18 protein-coding genes are annotated in these 20,715 nt (G+C 49.5%); 8 read left to right on the forward strand and 10 right to left on the reverse strand.

Going from position 1 to position 20,715, the window contains the following annotated elements; genetic code table 11:
* Together V7126_RS02085 and V7126_RS02090 are read left to right on the forward strand one after the other, a co-directional pair.
* Nucleotides 1-2,415, forward strand: a 2,415-nt coding sequence (locus V7126_RS02085) for a vitamin B12 dependent-methionine synthase activation domain-containing protein (RefSeq protein ID WP_335496286.1), incomplete at its 5' end; no start/stop codon positions are given.
* Between the two features lie 18 nt (nt 2,416-2,433).
* Nucleotides 2,434-2,871, forward strand: coding sequence for a GNAT family N-acetyltransferase (locus tag V7126_RS02090; protein WP_046131257.1), 438 nt, complete (start codon nt 2,434-2,436; stop codon nt 2,869-2,871).
* 43 nt (nt 2,872-2,914) lie between these two features.
* Here V7126_RS02090 and V7126_RS02095 read toward each other — a convergent pair whose 3' ends face one another.
* From V7126_RS02095 to V7126_RS02125, 7 genes are all read right to left on the reverse strand, one after another.
* Entirely contained in the window at nt 2,915-4,729 is a 1,815-nt protein-coding gene (locus tag V7126_RS02095) for an IucA/IucC family protein (protein WP_335496290.1), read from the reverse strand.
* Nucleotides 4,730-4,746: 17 nt separating this feature from the next.
* On the reverse strand, nt 4,747-6,090 hold the full coding sequence (locus tag V7126_RS02100; RefSeq protein WP_335496293.1) for a lysine N(6)-hydroxylase/L-ornithine N(5)-oxygenase family protein: 1,344 nt from the start codon (nt 6,088-6,090) through the stop codon (nt 4,747-4,749).
* On the reverse strand, nt 6,065-6,619 hold the full coding sequence (locus tag V7126_RS02105; RefSeq protein WP_335496296.1) for a GNAT family N-acetyltransferase: 555 nt from the start codon (nt 6,617-6,619) through the stop codon (nt 6,065-6,067). Before V7126_RS02105 ends, V7126_RS02100 begins: the two co-directional genes overlap by 26 nt.
* On the reverse strand, nt 6,612-8,381 hold the full coding sequence (locus tag V7126_RS02110) for an IucA/IucC family protein (protein WP_046131261.1): 1,770 nt from the start codon (nt 8,379-8,381) through the stop codon (nt 6,612-6,614). Before V7126_RS02110 ends, V7126_RS02105 begins: the two co-directional genes overlap by 8 nt.
* Entirely contained in the window at nt 8,381-9,889 is a 1,509-nt protein-coding gene (locus tag V7126_RS02115; RefSeq protein ID WP_335496299.1) for a pyridoxal phosphate-dependent decarboxylase family protein, read from the reverse strand. Before V7126_RS02115 ends, V7126_RS02110 begins: the two co-directional genes overlap by 1 nt.
* On the reverse strand, nt 9,873-11,219 hold the full coding sequence (locus V7126_RS02120; RefSeq protein ID WP_175076179.1) for an aspartate aminotransferase family protein: 1,347 nt from the start codon (nt 11,217-11,219) through the stop codon (nt 9,873-9,875). The genes V7126_RS02115 and V7126_RS02120 overlap by 17 nt, the downstream gene beginning before the upstream one ends.
* Before the next feature lie 272 nt (nt 11,220-11,491).
* Nucleotides 11,492-12,934 (reverse strand): PLP-dependent aminotransferase family protein, encoded by a 1,443-nt coding sequence (locus V7126_RS02125; protein ID WP_335496302.1) that lies wholly within the window; start codon nt 12,932-12,934, stop codon nt 11,492-11,494.
* 134 nt (nt 12,935-13,068) lie between these two features.
* On the opposite strand from V7126_RS02125, the gene V7126_RS02130 reads away from it, so the two are divergent.
* From V7126_RS02130 to V7126_RS02155, 6 genes are all read left to right on the forward strand, one after another.
* Nucleotides 13,069-13,677, forward strand: coding sequence for a LysE/ArgO family amino acid transporter (locus V7126_RS02130; RefSeq protein WP_335496304.1), 609 nt, complete (start codon nt 13,069-13,071; stop codon nt 13,675-13,677).
* Nucleotides 13,678-13,800: 123 nt separating this feature from the next.
* Nucleotides 13,801-15,285: a spore germination protein gene (locus V7126_RS02135; protein WP_335496307.1), complete on the forward strand. Its 1,485-nt coding sequence runs from the start codon at nt 13,801-13,803 to the stop codon at nt 15,283-15,285.
* Nucleotides 15,282-15,716 carry a hypothetical protein gene (locus V7126_RS02140; protein ID WP_335496310.1) on the forward strand — a complete coding sequence of 145 codons (435 nt, stop codon included), beginning with the start codon at nt 15,282-15,284 and terminating at the stop codon, nt 15,714-15,716. The genes V7126_RS02135 and V7126_RS02140 overlap by 4 nt, the downstream gene beginning before the upstream one ends.
* Entirely contained in the window at nt 15,713-15,868 is a 156-nt protein-coding gene (locus tag V7126_RS02145; RefSeq protein ID WP_335496312.1) for a hypothetical protein, read from the forward strand. The genes V7126_RS02140 and V7126_RS02145 overlap by 4 nt, the downstream gene beginning before the upstream one ends.
* A gap of 63 nt (nt 15,869-15,931) precedes the next feature.
* Nucleotides 15,932-16,399 (forward strand): GerAB/ArcD/ProY family transporter, encoded by a 468-nt coding sequence (locus V7126_RS02150; protein WP_335496314.1) that lies wholly within the window; start codon nt 15,932-15,934, stop codon nt 16,397-16,399.
* Nucleotides 16,396-17,478 (forward strand): Ger(x)C family spore germination C-terminal domain-containing protein, encoded by a 1,083-nt coding sequence (locus V7126_RS02155; protein ID WP_335496317.1) that lies wholly within the window; start codon nt 16,396-16,398, stop codon nt 17,476-17,478. Before V7126_RS02150 ends, V7126_RS02155 begins: the two co-directional genes overlap by 4 nt.
* A gap of 22 nt (nt 17,479-17,500) precedes the next feature.
* Here the strand turns inward: V7126_RS02155 and V7126_RS02160 are convergent, their stop codons facing one another.
* From V7126_RS02160 to V7126_RS02170, 3 genes are all read right to left on the reverse strand, one after another.
* Nucleotides 17,501-18,193, reverse strand: coding sequence for a class I SAM-dependent methyltransferase (locus V7126_RS02160; protein WP_335496319.1), 693 nt, complete (start codon nt 18,191-18,193; stop codon nt 17,501-17,503).
* A 138-nt stretch (nt 18,194-18,331) separates the two neighbouring features.
* Nucleotides 18,332-19,360: a Gfo/Idh/MocA family oxidoreductase gene (locus V7126_RS02165; protein ID WP_335496321.1), complete on the reverse strand. Its 1,029-nt coding sequence runs from the start codon at nt 19,358-19,360 to the stop codon at nt 18,332-18,334.
* Between the two features lie 272 nt (nt 19,361-19,632).
* Nucleotides 19,633-20,679, reverse strand: coding sequence for a LacI family DNA-binding transcriptional regulator (locus V7126_RS02170; RefSeq protein ID WP_046131271.1), 1,047 nt, complete (start codon nt 20,677-20,679; stop codon nt 19,633-19,635).
* Nucleotides 20,680-20,715: the final 36 nt, after the last annotated feature.

Here is a 20,715-nt window from a genome sequence, read left to right on the forward strand (position 1 = left end):
CTTTTTGTCGGGGAGCGGACAAATGTCATCGGTTCGCGAAAATTCAAGCGCCTCATCGCCGAACGAAAATTCGAGGAAGCTGCTGAAATCGCAAGAGCCCAAGTGAAAAACGGGGCGCATGTCATCGACATCTGCCTCGCCGATCCCGACCGCGATGAAGCGGAGGATATGGAAGGCTTTTTAAAAGAAGCGATGAAAAAAGTGAAGGCTCCGTTTGTGATCGATTCGACCGATAAAGCGGTCATCGAAAAGGCGCTAAAGTATTCGCAGGGGAAAGCGATCATCAACTCGATCAACCTCGAGGACGGAGAGGAACGATTCGCAGACATCCTTCCGCTCATCAAGCGGTTCGGGGGCGCGCTTGTCGTCGGGACGATCGATGAAACTGGAATGGCCGTGACCGCGGAAAAAAAATTGGACGTCGCCGTTCGCTCCTATGAGCTGCTCACGAAAAAATACGGGGTTCCGGCATGCGACATTATTTTTGACCCGCTCGTCTTTCCCGTTGGAACCGGTGATGAACAGTATATCGGCTCTGCGAAAGAAACGGTTGAAGGCATCCGCCTCATCAAAGACAAGCTGCCCGAATGCTTGACGATCCTCGGGGTCAGCAACGTATCGTTCGGCCTCCCTCCAGTCGGCAGGGAAATCTTAAATGCCGTCTTTTTATACCACGCCACACAGGCCGGGCTTGATTATGCGATCGTCAATACCGAAAAGCTCGAACGCTTCGCCTCAATTCCAAAACAGGAGGTCGAAATGGCCGAAAAGCTCCTGTTCCATACCGATGACAAGACGCTGGCGGCATTCACCGAGTTTTACAGGGGAAAGAAAAAAGCGGACAAACAGCCGAAGACATCCCTTTCACTCGATGAACGCCTCGCCGGTTATGTCATCGAAGGAACGAAAGAAGGCCTCATTCCCGATCTTGAGAAAGCGCTGGTGAAATACGACACTCCGCTTGACGTCATCAACGGCCCGCTGATGGACGGGATGGCGGAGGTCGGACGGCTGTTTAACGACAATGAACTGATCGTAGCCGAAGTGCTTCAGTCTGCGGAAGTCATGAAAGCCGCCGTTTCGTTTCTTGAGCAGTATATGGAGAAAAAGGACGACAGCGGCAAAGGCAAGATCATTCTGGCGACTGTAAAAGGCGATGTACACGATATCGGCAAAAACCTGGTCGACATCATTTTAAGCAACAACGGCTACAAAGTCGTAGACCTCGGAATTAAAGTGACGCCGCAGGAGCTCATCGAAGCGATCCGCAAAGAAAATCCCGACATTATCGGTTTGTCGGGGCTGCTCGTCAAATCCGCGCAGCAGATGGTCGTCACCGCGCAAGACCTTGATAAAGCCGAGATTTCCATCCCGATTATGGTCGGCGGTGCCGCGCTTTCGAGAAAATTTACGAATATGAAGATCTCGCCTGAATATAAAGGGCCTGTTTTATACGCAAAGGACGCCATGGACGGCTTATCCCTCGCCAACGAGCTGAGGAAGGACCCGTCGCAGTTTCTCGAGAAAAAGGAACAGGCTGCACCCGCTGCTGTTGCAGAAAAGAAACCGTCGGCGGCCGTTATAGAAATGCTTGAAAAACGGGCGCTCGTTCCGGAGGCGCCGGTCTTTCAGCCGGAAGACTTGAAGCGGCATTATTTGAAAAACATTGACCTTTCCTACATTGTGCCGTATGTAAATGAACAAATGCTCATCGGCCATCACCTCGGTTTGAAAGGAAAAGTGAAAAAGCTGCTGGCTGAAAAAAATCATAAAGCACTCGACCTGAAAGCATTAATCGACGGATTGCTCTTCGAAGGGAAAAAGCACGGCTGGTTCGATCCCGCCGTCGTCTATCAATTTTTCCCGGCGTACAGCGACGGCGACGCGCTTCATATCCTCGATCCCGGAAATCACGCCAAGATTCTGGAAACGTTTGTTTTTCCGAGGCAGGAGAAGCTTCCGTTCCGCTGTATTTCCGATTATATACGGCCGAAAGGAGAGCTCGATTATGTGTCATTCTTCGCGGTGACCGCGGGCAGACACGTGAGGGAAATTGCGAACCGCTTTAAAGCGGAAGGCGATTATTTAAAAAGCCACGCGGTCCAGGCCCTCGCTCTCGAGCTTGCCGAAGGGCTCGCCGAGCGGACGCATCAAATCATCCGCGACCGCTGGGGCTTTCCTGATGCACCGGACTTCACCATGGAGCAGCGTTTTCAGGCGAAGTACCAAGGGCAGCGCTATTCCTTCGGGTATCCGGCGTGTCCGAACCTTGAGGATCAGGAAAAGCTGTTCAGGCTCATTCAGCCTGAAGGGATCGGCGTTCATTTGACAGACGGGTTTATGATGGAGCCTGAAGCCTCCGTATCGGCGATCGTCGTCTCACACCCTGAAGCAAGATACTTTAATGTACAATGATCTAAAGGGGGACATCATATGGTTGAAGTGAAAGAAATCACGGCAGAGAAAACGTATGACATCAGGCATCGCATTTTGCGGCCGAATCAGCCGGCTGATGCCTGCCGTTATGAAACAGATTTGCTTGACGGGACATTTCACCTCGGCGGGTTTATAGACGGAACATTAATCAGCATCGCTTCTTTTCACAGATCACCCCGCTCCGATCTTGAAGGCGTCCTTCAGTATCAGCTGAGAGGAATGGCAACGCTTGAAGGCTTTCGCAAGCAAAAAGCGGGAAGCGCGTTAATCCGCAGTGCAGAAGAGCGCCTCCGCGAAAGAAGAGCTGACCTTTTATGGTGCAATGCGAGAACATCGGTAAAGGAGTATTATAAAAGGCTCGGTTTCAGCGAAAAAGGCGATGTTTATGAAATTCCCCATATCGGCCCTCATGTATTGATGTATAAAACCTTGTAAAAAAGCCCCGCCGCGTGCGGGGCTCAGGAAGCCGCAAACAGCATCAGAGCTGTGCGGCTTCTTTTTTGAATTGGGTAAGCGCGTTTGTCACCTTTCCGAATTCGGACGCATGCGGACGGTCATCTCCGTCCCTGTAGCCGTAGTCAACCATCCGGTTCCGGTTCAGGCAAAGCTTCGTCAGTTTGGGCTTGAACAAGTCAAACAGCTCAAAGCGCTCGCGCAGCTCGGGGAATTTTCGCTGATAATCCAAAATGGCGTCAGCGAGCGCTTTCCAGAGGCGCTTTTCCGGAAGCAGATCATGGTTATCCAAAATGTTGGCCACATACCGCAAATGGCAGATGAATAGCCCCGTGAAAATGAACTGCACGAGCCCTTCCGGCGGCTCGCTTCTGAGAACCGCTTTTAAATCATCCGTCAAACCGGCCAGCTCTGGCAGGGGTTGATCGCTGATGTTAACGTCATCGACGAAATCTTTGATCGCGAGCCTGTGAGGCTTATAGCCTTTTAATACGAGGATCGTATTTTGCCCGTGCGGCGAGAAGACGGTGCCGTACCGGTACATAAAGTGAAGCAGCGGCGGCATCATCGTTTGAAAGAGCTGTCCGATCCACTCATCTGCCGAAAGCCCCGACTTTTCGATCAGGCATTTGATAAAAGGAACGCCGTTTTGATCGGCATATGTCAATGATGCAAGCGTCACAGGGTGCTCTCCTTCTTCCAAATACGTATAAATGCTTTCTCTAAAGATGGCGCCAAGCATTTCCAAATATTGATACGGCGCTTTTTCAAGAGAATGATAGTATGGATGGTTCACGTTCAGACTCGCATTCTCCCCCGGGAGAATGACCCTGCATTCTTCTCTTAAAAACGGATCGTGTTCGGCGATCCCTTTAATATGCTCCGTGATTTTCGGCGCAATAACCGTCCGCTCTGAAGGGAGCCCCCTGTATACGAGCGTATTTAATATGCTCATCGGCAGTTTGATATGATGCTTATGTTTATGGGTGATATTTGTAAACGTTCTGATCGATTGCTGCGGCAAGTATTGATCCTTCCCCTCTCCTAAAGGGATGATCGCACCTGATGCAATCTCTTCGGGAAATTGCAGGATGATCGCGTTTGTCCACTGCCATTCATGGACGGGCAGCAAATAGTAGTCTTTTGGCTCGGCACCCTGTTTTTCTATTTTTTTTGCAAACTGCTTTAATGACACTTCATCAAGCTCTCCATTGATCAGCGTCTCATAATCGAGCCCGTCGACCGAATGGAACGTGGCCGTTTTTTTATGAACGGCGATCCACAAAAGCTGCACCGCCTTCCGGTTTTCCGGGGCGAAGCGGAGGTAGTCGTCATAGCCAAAGCCGATCCTTCCTTTATTGTAGACAATCCACGGATGTCCCGTCATTTCCCCTTCAATCACGGCATAATCGGCCTCTGTAAGCTCGTCCGCCGAGAGTGCGTCCTTTGCCAGCAAATGGGCGTCGGCAAGCATCGTATGGTTGAACTCTTTGATTAAATGCCCCGCCGTTTCCGGACTCATCGGAATATGCGGCTGAATGTCGAGAAGAAACTCTATCGCGCTTACATCGCTCGTCCAATATCCGGACCTTTGCACTTCGATCGAGTCAGCCAGCGCTTCATAACTGTCAAACATGCGGCGCTTCGCTGAAAACCGGTACGCTTTATCCTCTGAAGTCTGCAGCTCATAGCGGGAAATTCCGTTTTTTTCCTCAATCAAAGACGGTTTGATGATATCCTCATACATGTATTCGGAAAGCATTTTCGCAAGCAGCCGCTGATGGACTTTTTCCCATCTGTCCTTATGAAGGACCCTGTTCACTTCGTCTTTAAACAACATGAAAAACGCCTCCTTATTCAGCCGTTTGGCACGGCCGCTTTTTCTGTGCTCCCCGTTCCGAACGTCTGAAAGACCGTTTTATGGCTGACGGGGTATACTTCTCTTCCGGCAAGCTGGTTGATGATAACTGAGTTGCGGTAGGCGCCGAGCCCCAGGTCAGGGGCTCCCACGCCGTGTGTATGCAGCTCCCCGTTTTGCACAAAGATGCGGTTGTCCGTTTTGGCCGTCGTCTTCAGCCGGTAATCTCGCGTTACGGCGAAGCGCCCGCTGTCATCCTTTTCGATCAGGCCGTTTATCGGGGCGAGAAATTCCGGCATTCTTTCTTTATAGCCCGTCGCCAGGATGACGGCATCGGCCCGTCGCTCGAACCGTTCTTCATTCACGCGGTGCGAGCAATGGAGAATGAAGCTTTCGGCTGCACGCTCGATGCGCTTGACCTCTGTCATCGATTGCAGGTCAAAGGATGCGGCGCGGCCTGCGGCTGTGCGCTCATACAGCAGATGATAGATGTCGGAAATTGTCTTCGCGCTGATCCCTTTGTAGAGCAAGTCTTGTTCTCTGAGCAGTTCATCTTTTTTCCATTGCGGAAGCTGATAGAAAAAATCGATATAATCTGGCGAAAAGTATTCAAGGCCGAGATTCGAATATTCCATCGGAAAGAAGCCTTTTGAGCGGGTCAGCCAGCTCACATGCCGGGCGCAGCCGCCAGCCGCCAGATCGTAAAATATTTCCGCCGCGCTTTGGCCTGAGCCGACGACGGCAACCGTTTTTCCCTTGAATCCATCGCGTTTTTTCATTAAATAGTCGGAAGAGTGGAATACCTCGCCGCCGAGCGCATCCCTTAAAGGTTCCGGAACGTGCGGACCGGTCCCGATGCCGAGCGCGATATGCCTGCTGAAATAGACGGATTCGGCTCCGTTCGTTTGGTCGACGACCCGCACTTCGTAGACAGCGCCGTTAACGGTTTCAACCAGGGCTATGCTCTCAACGTTCATGCCGAAGCGGCAGGAATCGAGGCTTTCGGCAACCCATTGGCAGTAATGGTTATATTCCGCTCTCGGAATGTGGAAATTTTCCAAAAAGTAAAACGAGTAAAGCCGGTTATGCTTTTGAAGATAGTTCAAAAAGCTGTATTTGTTCGTCACATCGGCCATGCTTGCCAAGTCGGCCAAAAACGGCACCTGCAAGGTCGTCCCTTCGATCAGCAATCCGGGATGCCAGTTAAAGCTGCCGTTCCGTTCAAAAAACAGCGCATCGATCTCAGGCACGGAATCAGCTAAAGCTGCGAGGCCGAGATTAAAAGGTCCGATGCCGACGCCGATCACATCGTATACATCATTTTGTTTGCATGTTGAGTTCATGTCTTTTCTCCTTTTCAAAAAAGCGTTTTCGATCACAAAACATCAATAGTCCCCTTTTATCAGGAAGGGTTACGGGTTTGACCGGCCGGAAGCCTGCTTTTTCAAAGATATGAATCATTTTTTTATTGCGGATATCCGGCTCTGCAATCACCTTCTCGGTCTCAGGCGCCTCAAATTGCAGCCTGACCATCGCTTCCAAAAGCGGTAGTGCCAAGCCTTTTCCCAAATACGCCTTTTCCCCGATTAAGAGGTGGACGCCCTGATCATATGGCGCATTTTCATAATGGTGTTCGATGATGTCCCCTTTGACCCAGTACGATTCCCAGTAGCTCATCGGCACGCCGTCAATACAGCCGATGTACAGCGTCTGATGAGGGTCTGTGATCGCTTTGTGAAAATGCACCTCAAATTCCGGAAGCGGCATATTCAAATGCCAAAACGGGATCACATGCTCTTCTTGCATCCATCGGTATACGAGGGATATGTCCCTTTCGTAATCAGCCTTTCGAAACGTGATTCTTCTACTCATGGACGGCAGCCGCCTCCCTCAGAAGCGGATTTGCGACAGACGTGTAGCGGGACTGCGTTTCAAGCGAACCCGTCAGTTCATCCATGTCGTAAAAGCGCGTCAAGAGGTTTGCTTTGCACGGAAGCGCAGGAAAGCGCAGCAGGCTGTCCGTCAATTCGGTGATGCCGTACGTTTTCTCCGCTTCTAAAAGCCGTTCCCTGATCATCGCGAGCAGTGCTTCTTCCCTGATCAGTCCTTCCGACCCGAACCCATTTACAAGTCCAAACAAGTGGTTGAAGAAGAAATAATAGCGCAGCCTTTCGACGGCAACCCCGTCTGAGCAGATCGTCTCGCTTTTTTCGCTTAAATCCGGGGCAAGCCCGGAAAGAATGTGCACCTTTGATTCGCTGTAGTAATAGCCCTGGTTGTCCCTGTAATAAAACGTTTCCGGATAGCCGTTTTTCAGGCGAACGACGGCGTTTTGCTGGTGGGCTTCGATCGCAAGGCCGTATGTTTCAAACAGCCATAAGACAGGGTCAAGCGAAATGGACAAATACTTGTCAAACCAATCGGCGCTCACATCCTCTGTCGGCCGTCCTTCCCGGGCTGCCAGCGTTTTGATGATCGAACCGAGCCTTGATTCTTTTCCGTATGCATGGTCCTGGCATAAACCGGCGACAAGTGTTGCGGAACGGTCGTCTTCATAAAACGGATTTTCCCTGATCACGACTTCAAATCCGGACTCTCCGTTTTCTCCTTTGATTGAAAGATAGGCCGGGTCCTTGATCACGCGGAAGCCGGGAAATTTGTCCTTCAGTCTTTCACCGAGCTCTGTTTCGAGAAGGCGAGCCATCTCAACGCCCCTGTCAAGTTCCTTTTGCTTGTTGACGCGGAGCGAATTCGTGATTTTGATCGGGACCGAAAATTTGTACATAAACCTTGAGCGTTTGCTGTATACTGTGCGGACAGAGGAGGTTGCCGTAAACGTCCGTCCTTTTGCTCCAAGGTATGTAAGCACTCCTTCATCGATCAGCCTTTTGACGAACGGTTTATCCAACAGGGCTCTTGCTTGCAAGGGATGGGCCGGGATCAGCACAAAATCGGGGTTCCTTGTCTCTTTTTCAAGCCATTTTTTATCAACGGATGGGTCGTTTCTCAGTTCTTCTTCAATCAACAGCGGCGCTTTCGTGCCTGCCGCTGAATCATGAAGCACGAGTGAAGCATGCGCTTTAAAGTAGTGAAGCTGAAATTCCCCCTTCAATTCGGGTGAAAAGATTTTTTCTTCTTCATCCGTCATCCCCTGCCTGCTTTTCGGCGTCGGGTGCATGAGATGTCCCAAAAGAAGCGACTGCTCGGCTTCGATAAAGGAAAAGTCAGCTGCGTTCAGCTCTTCCTGATCATTCGCCCTTTCTTCGACATAGCGGCGGATATTGCGGCAGCTCAGCACCACCCTGAGCATGAATTCATCCTCTGCGACCCTGTTGTTTTGCTGAAGAAGCAATTCTTTTGACGCGAGGGCGACGAGTGTGACGTAGTCGAGCGGAAGCTCTTTTCCGTCCCTATTTATTCTGTAATAAAGCGGAAAGGAGAACAGGTGCCTCCCCGTTTCCGACCAATATTTCACAGGGGCGATCAGCTCGATTTGCTGATACGCAAGCGGCACAATCAGCATCTTCCCGGCTCCGGTCCGGGTTTCTGCCGCTTTGATACCGGTCTCCCGCAAATAGCAATTTAAAAAGCTTTGCATCGTAGCATGTTCTGCAATTTCTTGATAAGAACCCATCATTTTACCCTCCTGCTTTTCAAATACAAGCCTGCAAGCTCTTCGATCTCGCAAAGAACGTCTTCAATGTCAGAAAGAGCTGTTCTCGGATTAAGAAGCGTAAATTTTAAATACGTTTTCCCGTCTGCTGTCGTTTTAGCGATGACGGCCCGTCCGGTTTGAAACAGTTCCCGGTGGACGTATTTGTTTACATCATCATTTTCTTCGTCATCGTCTCCGGCCAGATGGCGGAAGACGACAGCGTTCAGCTCAGGGCGCGGATTCAGCAGTTCGAAATGATCTTTTGCCGCAATCCTTTGCGCCGCGGCTTCTGCTAAGACGAACGTTCCGTCAATCATATCGGCAAATGAATTTTCGCCGAGGACGCGCAGCGAGATCAACAGCTTTAAAGCGTCAAAGCGCCTTGTTGTTTGAAGCGATTTATTGACGAGGTGCACGAGACCGTCAGCTTCATCCTCTTCAGGATTCAAATAAGCGGCATGATGATCAATAAAGCGGAAAAGCCTCCTGTCTTTCACGAGAAATGCCCCGCAGCTGACCGGCTGGTAAAACAGCTTGTGGAAATCAACGCTGACAGAATCGGCCCGTTCGATTCCGGCCAATTTATCGCGCCGCATTTTACTCATGATCAAAGCTCCGCCGTATGCCGCGTCTACGTGGAGCCAGAGGCCGCTTCTGCCGGCCGCATCCGCGAGCTCTGACAGCGGGTCAATGCTTCCGAAGTCGGTCGTTCCGCATGTCGCAACGAGCGCAAACGGATAAAGGCCGGAATCTTTCAGCATGTCTGTTTTCTTCTGTAAATCGAAGAGGCACATCCGCTTGTTTTCATCCGTGTCGACAAGAACGACGGCACGCTCGCCCAATCCCAGCTGTGAAGCCGACCGTTTCACGGTGAAATGGGCGTCCTTTGAACAAAGAATCCGCAGACGGTCTGCTTCAGGAGGCAGTCCGTCTTTTTGCACATTCCAGTTCCACCGCTTTTCGCAATACGCATCGCGCGCCAACAGCAGCCCCATGTGATTCGACTGCGTCCCGCCGCTCGTAAACGTCCCGTCCGCTTCCTTGCCGTAATGAAATTTCCGGCAGAGCCACTGCACCATTTCCTCTTCGATCAAGGACGCTGCCCCGCTTTGGTCAAATGAATCCATCGACAGGTTCATGACGCTGATCAGCATTTCCGCTGCCACAGCCGGAATCACAGGCGGACAATGAAGATGCGCGATGCATTTCGGATGCTCGACACGGATGCGGTTCTGCAGGCAGACTTCCTGTAATTGTTCAAGAACGCTCTCAAGCGGCTCGCCCGTTTCGCGAAACGAGCAGACGTTTCTGACGGGACCGTCCAATTCGTGCGGCATGTTTCCGCTGTACGGATCCGCGTCCCTCTTCCATTCGTCCGACAAGATGTTCACAACGGCCTCAACTGCTTTCCGGTAGGCTTCGATTCCCTGTTTGCCGCCGTGCATGAAGAGGGAATCGAAGGTTCTCTCCTTACTTGAGAGCTTCATAGACAGCCTCTTTGAAAATCGCTGTGATGTCGGCGATTTGCTCTTCCGTCACGATCAAAGGCGGCAAAAAGCGGATGACGCTGCCGTGGCGGCCGCCTGTTTCGACGATCAGGCCTTTTTCAAAGCATTTTCTTTGGATCTTTGCTGCAAGCTCCGGATCGGCCGGCGGGGTGCCGGCAGCGCTTTGTTTTTGGAGCGGGGAGACGATTTCTGCGCCGATCATCAGGCCCCGACCTCTGACATCGCCGATTTCGGGGATATGGCGCTGTATGTCCTGTAAATGCTGCATGAATTTGGCGCCGGCTTTTTCCACGTGTAGCAGAATGCCGTTTTCTTTCATGTATTTTAATGTTGCCGTTCCGGCCGCCATTGCCATCTGATTTCCCCTGAATGTACCGATGTGCGCGCCCGGGGCCCACTGGTCTAGGTCACGGTCATAGACGACGACAGACAGCGGCAGGCTTCCGCCGATCGCTTTCGACAGGACGATGACATCAGGTATGATGCCGGCGTGTTCAAACGCAAACATTTTTCCGGTTCTGCCGATTCCGGTCTGCACCTCGTCGATGATCAGCGGGATGCCGCGTTCTTTTGTGATTCTTCTCATTTCCCTTATCCATTCGGCACGCGCCGGGACAGAGCCGCCTTCGCCTTGGACGGCTTCAAAAATCATCCCCGCCGGAGGCAGGATACCGCTTTCAGGATCGTCGAGCACGTTTTCGATATATGCGCTTGACAGGCGGTGGGTCTCCTCTCCGCCGGCTCCGAACGGGCAGCGGTACTCATAAGGGTACGGGAGAAAATGAACATCAGGCATCAGCCCCTGGACGTTTTCTTTCGGTGACAAATTGCCGCTTAACGCCATCGTTCCGTGAGTTGCCCCGTGGTATCCGCCTTGAAACGACAGGATGCTTCTCCTGCCTGTCGCCGTTTTCACAAGCTTGATTGCGGCTTCAATCGCATCGCCGCCTGTCGGACCGCAAAACTGAATCTTCGCCCGCTTGGCAAATGATTCAGGAAGGCTTGCAAACACTTCGCTGATGAACTCTTCTTTTATTTCAGACGTGATATCAAGCGTGTGCAGAGGGCGCTTTTCATCGATCATTTTTTGAATCGCTTCAATGACAACTGGATGATTATGACCGAGCGCAAGCGTACCCGCACCTGCCAGGCAGTCGTAATATTGCTTTCCATCCGCATCCGTCACAAAAATGCCTTCGGCCGTTTGCATGGCAAGCGGAAACCGCCTCGGATATGAACGTGCGTTTGATTCTCTTCTATTTTGCTGCTCCAAAAACACTCGATTTTTAGAACTGGTTTGTACAGACATGAAAAGCACTCCTCCAATTGATAAAGATTATCATTTTCAATGACAAAAAAAGTGTATATTTTGTGACACGGGCCTGTCAATAAGATTCGGAAAAATGTGATTTTTCTCATAAGAAGGTGTCTCTTCGCTTTGCTGACATTCTTAATACGAATCAAAAGTCATTTTATAATGGAAATTACTGTTTTTTACCATTGTCTTTTAGACCTGAATTGGAGATTGTGTATTGGGGAGGAATAGGCCGGCTTGCCCCGCCGGCCTTATGAAGGCGTTCGTCACATCAGTTCCCGCGCCAGTTCCGCAACCGTTCGGATGCCTGTTTCGAGATCGGATATAGAGGCGTAGGAGTAGGACAGTCTGATGCTTTGTTTTGCTTCTTTATCATATAGCGTTCCAGGGTTGATCAGGACATTTCTCTTCAGCGCCCTTTCGAATAACGTATTGAGCGGCAGCGGTTTATGAAATGTGACCCAAATGTAAAATCCGCCGCTCGGCTTTTCCCAGGTTGCGATCGCCCCGCAATGGGCTTTAAGACTGCGAAGCGCTGCATCACGCCTGATTTTCAGCTTTTTTCTGATCTCCATGAGGTGTTTTTCGTAAAGGCCGCCCGAAAGCCATTTGGCAGCAGCCCATTGGGAAAGCGAGCTTGAGCCGTAATCCGCCTGCATTTTAATGTCAGCCAGCCTTTCGATGACGGGCTCGGGACCAGCGACCCAGCCAATGCGCAGACCTGGGCTGACGGTCTTTGACAGCGTCCCGACATAAAGGACGCTGCCGTCCTGATCAAAGGCTTTCAGCGGCGGAGGCGGCGGACCGTCGAGCCATAAATCGCCGTATGCATCGTCCTCGATGATCGGAAGGGAGTACGCTTTGCTGATTCGAATCAGCTCTTTTTTTCTGTCTTCCGACATTTGTCTGCCCGTCGGGTTGTGGAATGACGGAATCGTGTACAAAAGGTCTGCACCGTATTGCTTTTTGCATGCCGGGATGAATGCGGGATCAAGTCCACTTTCATCAACCGGGATCCCGAAGAGCCTCATCTCCATCGATTGGAAAACGTGCAGCGAGTACAGGTATGACGGCCTTTCCGTGAGTACGGCCGATCTTCGCTTCAGAAGGCCGACCGCGATGAGCTGCAAAGCCTGCAAGGCGCCGGAGACGATTAAAATGGAGTCCGGCGAAGTATTCACCCCTTTTCGCTTTAGATGCTCTGCCACCGCTTCCCTTGCATAGCGGTTTCCTTTCGGCTCTTCATAGCCAAGCGACAGTTGTTGTTCAACTTCAGCACCTGCGAGAACCTCTTTCATTTGCCTGTAAGGCAAGAGCTCAGGCGACAATTCTCCCGTTCCGAGTCTGATCATGCCTTCATTGAATTCCTGCCGGTTGATTTCCTGAATCGTCGTCGAATTCGGGCGGTGAATCCCCGACCGGACATAGCTTGTCCAATCGAGCGGCCGCACGGCGGAGAGGCTTTTCCACGTATGATTCGTCACTTTTGTTCCGCCTCCCCGCTTTCCTTCAAGAAGGCCTCTCGCGGTTAATTCGTCAATCGCCGCGGTCACCGTGCTCCGGTTAACCCGGAAGACATCGGCAAGCTTTCGCTGGGAAGGGATTTTCGTTCCGGCAGGCCATTCCCCTTTTACAATTTTTCCCTTGATGATCTGTTCGATTTGCTGATACAGCGGAATTTCTGAGTTTCGGTTCAGCCGATTATTCATGCGTCGTTTTCGCTCCTTTTTTCAACTATATCATTTGGCTGGGCTCTTATACCATCCAAATGGCTGGAGACAAGATCCGCTCCCCGCACTACAATAAAACAGACGTTTTTTGATGAAAGGAGTTTTTGCTAACAATGAACGCAGCAATTCACGGAATGATTCTCGCTTTTGGGCTGATTTTGCCCTTAGGCGCGCAAAACGTTTTTATCTTTCAGCAAGGTGCAGTTTCACAAAGCTTTTGGCGGGTGCTGCCGCTTGTCGTTTCCGCTTCATTATGCGACACGCTGCTCATTATCGCCGCGGTCACAGGCGTTTCCGCGGCTGTCGCCGGGATCCCCGCCGTAAAGATTGTCTTGATTGCAGCAGGCACTTGCTTTCTCCTCTTTATAGGATGGGTCACATGGAACAGCAGGCCCTCCGGAGAAGACACCGGTTCTTTAGGCATGACGGCGAAAAAGCAGATCGCTTTTGCGGCGGCCGTATCCCTTTTAAATCCTCATGCAATCCTTGATATCGTCGGGGTGATCGGTACCAATTCGTTGACATACGACGGCCGGGAAAAGTGGCTGTTTACCGGATCTTGCATCTTCGTTTCGTGGATATGGTTTGCCGGACTCGCCTCGGCAGGGCGAATCCTCAGGAGGCTCGATTCGCGCGGATCCGTACTGATCTTCTTTAATAAAATCTCCGGTGTCATGATGTGGATGCTCGCCGTTTATCTCGGCGCCTCGTTATTTGCTTAAACTCGGGGCTTCCCCGGGTTTCGCCGTTTAAGTCTCCTGTATAAATTAAGCTTCGGAGAGCACAATAAACACATCTGGAAAGCGCCGGAAACCATTTTGATCAATCGCTGATGAGGGATGCCGATGTTTCGAAAATACAGACTAACGACGATAGATCACATCTCAGGTGCAAAAACCGCTCTTAGTACTGAATCCGTTCAAGAAGCAATCAAAGGCATGGCAGATGCCAAAGTGGAAGAACATGAAACGGAAAGCGGACAAAAAGCCGTATTTTACTTTATCAATACGATCATTGACGGGGGTCTCCTTCAGCAAGCGATTATCAAACCCCTTATCAACTGTTCGGAAGAAACGGTATACCTCTCTTTAAAAAGCTTGGTGTCAAATGTTTTGCATGTTGAATCTTTTGCTGAAGCAAAAGAGCATCTGATGACAGGATCTGTGTTGATACACGATCCGCTTGAGAAGCAGTGGTTCGCGATACCGATGAGAAATCAATTGGGGCGCCCAATTGAATCTTCTCTTACGGAAACGGTAATATACGGGCCAAAAGACAGCTTCACTGAACAGATCGGGATCAATTTGTCTTTGATACGGAGACGCCTGCCTTTGACAAATTTAAAAACGGAAAGCTTAACAGCCGGAACGTTGAGCAAAACTTCTGTCATGATCGTCTATATTGCCGGCCTGACCAACCGTGAATTTGTAGAGGATGTGAAAAAAAGAATTTCGGAGATCGATTTTGATACGGTCTTTGATTCTGCTCAGCTTGCAGAACTAATTGAGGGTCACCATTATTCGATCTTCCCCCAGTTTCAGCAGACAGAGCGCCCGGATATTTGCGTGTACAATTTGAGCATCGGCAAAATCACCATTTTGGTCGATAATACACCGTACGCTCTAAATGCGCCGATTACGTTTTTTCACCTTTTCCATTCGCCTGAAGATTATACAATCCGCTGGCCGATATCTAGCTTTCTCAGATGTCTTCGTTATTTTAGCTTTTTTCTGTCGATCATGTTGATCCCTATTTATGTGGCGTTATCGACCCATCATTATCATATGATCCCTCTGCAGATTCTTTTTGTTTTGATCGAATCGCGAAGCAAGGTCCCGTTCAACCCGTTTTGGGAAGCCGCCCTCATGCTGATCGTCATCGAAATCATTAAGGAAGCAAGCGTGCGTATGCCTGTCAAATCAAGCTCGACATTGGGAGTCATTTCCGGAATCATCATCGGAGAAGCAGCGGTTCAAGCCGGTTTCGTCAGCAAAGTTTTAATTGTTCTCGTCGGAATTTCAACGGTCGCTTCTTTTTTGGTGCCGAATTACATGGTGGCAAAAGGCTATACGTTAATGCATTTTATCATGCTCGTGTTAACGGCTTGCCTCGGCTTTTTCGGAATGATCTTCGGGCTGATCGGGCTGTTTGTCCATTTGAATGGGCTCACTTCCCTGAAACAGCCTTATTTTGCGCCGTTCTCGCCTTTATATTTAAGGGATTGGCTCGATCTATTCATCCGCAGTCCGCTAATCTGGCTGAAAAGGCGACCGGGAATTTTTACACCCCCTTCAAAAATGGAGATATGGCAAAAGGAGGTGATCGGGTGAACCCCTTCACGCTATTTAACAAAACGCGGCCTCTTGACGGCCTGTATATGATCTTTATCACCAACCAGATGCAGGTTCTTTTCTATATCCTGGTCCTGCCGATGTATTTGGTTCACCCTTACATGATCTTCATCATGATTGCGATCGGGATGCCGTCACAGTTGAATTTGGTTATTTTATCAAAGTTCCTGAAGGCACATCCTGCTGCCAGGGGATATGAGGGCTTTGCAGAGCTTTTCGGCGAAAGAAAACTCCGCTTTTTCGTTTTGATCGGCCTGCTTCAGCTGTCCGTCAAAATCATGATTATGGTCGTAAGCTACGCTGAAAGCGTCCGCCACTTTATTTTTCCGGCTATCAATATTAACTGGCTTGTGTTGTTTATCATTTTAATCGGCGGTTATACGGCTTCCCGCGGGATGGAAATACGATGAGGTTTGTGATCATTGCGTTCATGTCGTCATTTTGGATCGTTTTTTTGTTTATCAGATTCTATGTTCCCCCGATCGCTTCGCTGAATAATTTATACCCGCTCATTCCGTTTGAATGGACCAGGCAGTCATGGAAAGCGCTGCTTGTGACCTGATCTGCGTTTTCGAGTCCCGAATATCTGATTTGCCTGGCTCCCTGGTTCAGCAAACATACGAAAGTGCTGAAATGCTTAACGATCGGAAATGCGATTTCGCTCTTTGAATATTTGCTGCTGTTCATAGCATCATTATTTTTTTACGGTTCTTCCTATTTGCGTGAAACCCTTTTTCCGGTGATGAACATGCTGCGCTATCTGCAATCGCCGGTCTTGGAACGAATCGATACCTTGTTGCTGTCTGCTCATATGTTTCATTTCGCATTCGTCATTGCAATCTTTCTTCTATGTTTCTACGGAGGAGTGAGCATCCTGTTGAAAAAAGTTTCAAAGCCTGTGACGAGAAAAGGATTTTACTCAAGCATCCTTTTCATTTTGGCAGGCACTCTCGTATTAAGCACATGGTTTTGGAAAACGGGCGAACAGCAAAACATATGGTTTTTGCTTGAAGTATCGATCGGTGCCGTCACTTACACGCTGGTTCCTTCATTACTCGTCATAGCCGGCAAGCTAAAGGGGCGTATGGAATGACACAAAGAAAAGCTGCTTTATTATACATTGCGATCACTTTTTTATTGACAGCACAGGGATGTTCTCCATTTGTTGAAAACAACGAGATTGAAGAAATCTCGCCCGTCACATTTTGGTTCATCAAAGAAGCGGGTAACGGAAAGCTGTCCATGAGCACGCTCGTCCCGCCGATTGGATTTGAAGAAAAGCGGATTTTTAATAAAGAAGTCAAAATGGTCAAGCAGTTTGGAAAAAATTTCGACTTAAATTACTATAACGAATTAAAAAACGGACAGCTTCGGATGGTTATGATTGAAGAAAGGCTTGCCAGGAAAGGGATTATAAAGATCGTGAACTCTCTGCTATCCGATGCGAAAATCGGCCCGCGCCTTTACCTCATCATTGTTAATGGGGATTTTGACAAATATATGACTAATGCACTAAAGGAAAGCAAAAAGTTCGATTTCTACCTTTATCAAACATTGCGTCATTATGAAAAAGCAAGCCAGGGAGAGATGAGCATCGTTAATCTGCATCATTTCAAAAATCAGCTTTATACTCATTTTTCTGATCCGTACGCCCCGGTGTTCCAAACAGATGGATATCATTTCAAATATGAAGGCACCGCCCTGTTTCAAGATGATAAACTGGCAAACGTTATTTCAGGAATCGATGATCAAACCTTTCAGATCATCAACAATAATCGATATCTCAAATATTTCCCCCTTCCCGGGCATTCGATTGTGCTTGGCCAGGCACGATCGGCGGTCTATTTCGAATTGAACGAAAAAAAGACGGCGTTAACAATGAATGTCAGCGTTAACGCCGGAATCGAAGAATATGACGGAGAGAAAAACCTCCAGGATCAAAGAGAATTCGACATGCTTGTCCAAGATATCGAATCTGAATTGGAAAGGCGGACAGCCGGCCTGCTGAAAAAAATGCAGCAGGTCAAAGCAGATCCTCTCGAAATCGGCGGTGAAGCGCTGTTCCCGTTCACAAAGCCGATGAGCGATGAACATTGGGAGAAATTGTGGGAAAACATGGATATTAAAGTTCGTTATCAAGTGAAACTCAGACCGATAACAAACACGCAATGATTTCGTTTAAAAAGGTCGCACATCACAATTCAAGTCCGTTTTGACCGATCGGCTTGTTTTCCCAGACGATCCCCATCGCCCAGCCCATCCGGCGGAATGTGCAGCCCGGAAGCAATGGTCCGTAAAGATCGTAGTATGCTTGTTCTGAAAGGTATTTGTCTGCCGCTAAATGTTCAAGCCACGGTTTTGAGGTCTGATGCCTGAACACCCTTGCGGCACTTTTTATTCCGAATGTAAAACAGTTGGGAAAAAATTCTCGAATCGCTCCCAGCACATACACATACGCGGGCGGCGTCTCAACCTCTGATACATTATCGATGATGACGATCTTTCCTCCTGGATGCAATAATTCTTTCATTCTGCAGATCACATTCGGCACATCTTCCAAATGATGAAATGTCGTCCTGCTGACAATGAAATCAAAGAGACCGGAGAATCGAAGATCATTCGCATCCATTTTCAAATATTCGGTATTTGGGACCCGGCGTTTACGCCTGGCGATCTCCAGCATTTCATTTGATAGATCAATGCCAATCACATGATCAAAATGACCGGACAGCTCGTGAGCGAGCAAGCCTGTGCCGCAGCCAATGTCTAATGCCGTCCCCTTTTTTAAAGGCATGTTGGACAGAAAAAATGAATGATCATTCAAAAGGCTTGCTGCAAAATCGTATTCTTCAGCGACTTTATCAAACTGAACGCCGGCTGTGCCCATCTATATCCCCCTTGTCAGAAAACCTCCAACAGCTTGTGTCTGGAAGTCCATGCTTCGATTCTTTTTTAAAGAATACGAATGAATCGATCATTTATTAAGGGTCTGCGGGATTGTTCGCGCGTGCGTGTCCCGCCCTTTCTAAACCGTCATCCGCCCCGCCTGATTCTGAAGGTTGACAGGCTTGCCTCTTTTATATGATTCGGTTGCCGCGATCGCGATTTCCAGATTAATGGTCGCGTCATGAGCGGTTACGATCGGTTTTGTCTGATTGCGGACGCATTCGGCAAAATGTTCAAGCTCCAGACAATACGCTTCATGAAACCTCGTCTGAAAATCGGGAATGATGTCATAGCTGCTGCCTTTTCCGGTGAGCATCGTCACCGGTTTGTTTCTGAGCGATCCGACAAAAATGCTGCCTTCGGTTCCGATGATTTCAGCGCGAATGTCATAGCCGTGAGGAGAATTCCGGCTCGCCTCCGTATCGCCGGCTGCTCCTGAATCGAATTCCATATAGGTCAGCGCCTGATCGACGTCCCCGCATTCGGCCATAAAGTCATGCTTTACAACCCGGCCGTGCCCCGATACAGAAGTGATTTCGGCGCCCATTACATAGCGCGCAATATCATAATCATGGATGGAACAATCGACAAAAATGCCGCCGCTGTTTTTAATAAATTCAGCCGGCGGGGAACCGAAGTCACGCGTAAATCCTTTAAAATAGACGGGTTTGCCGATCTCGCCGGCATCGATTCTTCTTTTCGCATCGGCATATGCCGGATCGAACCGCCTCATAAAGCCGACCTGGCAAATGACGCCGGCCTCCTCGATTTTTGCTGTGACCTCTTTTGATTCCTCAAGGCTGAGTGTCAGCGGCTTTTCGACAAAAATCTGCTTCCCGCAATCGGCCGCCTTTTTAATGATTTCCGCATGAGTCGTCGTCGGCGTGACGATAATGACGGCCTCAATATCCGGATCTTCCAGGATTTCGTACGGATCCTCTGACCATTTTTCGACTGAAAGCTCTGAAGCCGCCTGCTCTGCCTTTCCTTTGAGCGGATCGGCTACAGCCGCAAGCTCCGCCCCTTGTACTGCGGTTTTTAAGTTTTTCGCATGATAAAGGCCGAGCCTCCCCAATCCCAATACTGCACATTTCACGGTTTTTTCCACGTTTTTTTCTCCCTTCGCTGTTTATTCGTCTGACGGCGGCCCGTCCGATTTGTAAGCGTTTTATTTTTGTAGCAGGCTAAGACGGGTTCTATCGCGGAATATGGCTCCCCGCTTATTGAGAAAGCGCTTGCTCAAATTCGATTCCATTTTATCGCTGATTAATTGCTTCCGCAATACTTTTTTATAATTTTGTCAGATCAATGATGGTGCGTTCGGAAAAAATTAAGGACAAGCGCTTGCTCCCTCCTGCAAAAAAAGAGCCGCTTTTTGAATTAATTAAAGCTGCCCTTTTCCTGTGTTTTTTCTGTTGTTCGCGGCCGAGCCGTCGACTGTCTGATGATAAGCTCCGGTGCTAAAATCGTCTTGCTTTTTGATTTTTTCGCGCCGCGAATCTCTTCCGCAAGCAGTTCGACAACGCGGCGCCCCATTTCTTCGATCGGCTGGGAAACGGTAGTGAGCGGCGGAGCGACCATTTCGGCCAGCATCGTATTATCAAAGCCGATCACCGATACATCCCCGGGCACTTCCAGCCCCCATTCCTTCGCCGTCTGGATCACTGCACAGGCGAGCACATCATTGATCGCCAAAACAGCTGTCGGTACCTTTTGAGAGAATATGGATGCCGCGGCTTTTTTACCGCCTTGAAGGGAGAAGCCGTTTCCTGCCGTCAGCAACTCTCCGGCGGCAATCCCTGCTTCATCCATCGCTTTTTTAAAGCCCTTCAGACGGTCTTTTTCACACGTTGTCGTTCCGTCGCCGATCACACAGGCGATGCTTTTATGGCCGAGCGAGATTAAATGCTTTGCCGCTATATATCCGGCCATCAAGTCGTCAATAACCACGACATCCATCGGAAAAAGAGCGCGGTCCTGCGAAATCATGACGAGCGGTATGCCTTCATCGGCGATATCCTCAACCGCCGCCAAGCTCTCTTTGTTTTCAATGCCTGTCGCAAAAATGATTCCGTCGACATTTTTTTGCCTCAGCACTGAAAAATATTTTGTCTCTTTTTTCGGGTCCCTGTCCGTGGAACACATGATGATGCTGAATCCGAGCTCATCCGCCCGTTCTTCCACGCTTTTGGCCAGTTCGCCGAAAAAAGGGTTGGAGATATCAGGCGTCAGAAGGCCGATGATGTTCGTCCGCTTCCCGGTCAGCGCTGATGCATGGACATTCGGCTGATAATTGAGGTCTTTCATAACCTCGAATACTTTTTGTCTTGTCGATTGGCTGATTCTCCCGGTGTTGTTGATCACGCGCGACACCGTGGAAATCGAAACGCCGGCCGCTTCTGCCACATCATAAATCGTGATTTTCATATTTTCTCCCTCATCCGTATTCTATCTCGTCGTTTA

Source organism: Bacillus sp. JJ675 (assembly GCF_036963165.1).
Lineage (GTDB): Bacteria > Bacillota > Bacilli > Bacillales > Bacillaceae > Bacillus > Bacillus glycinifermentans.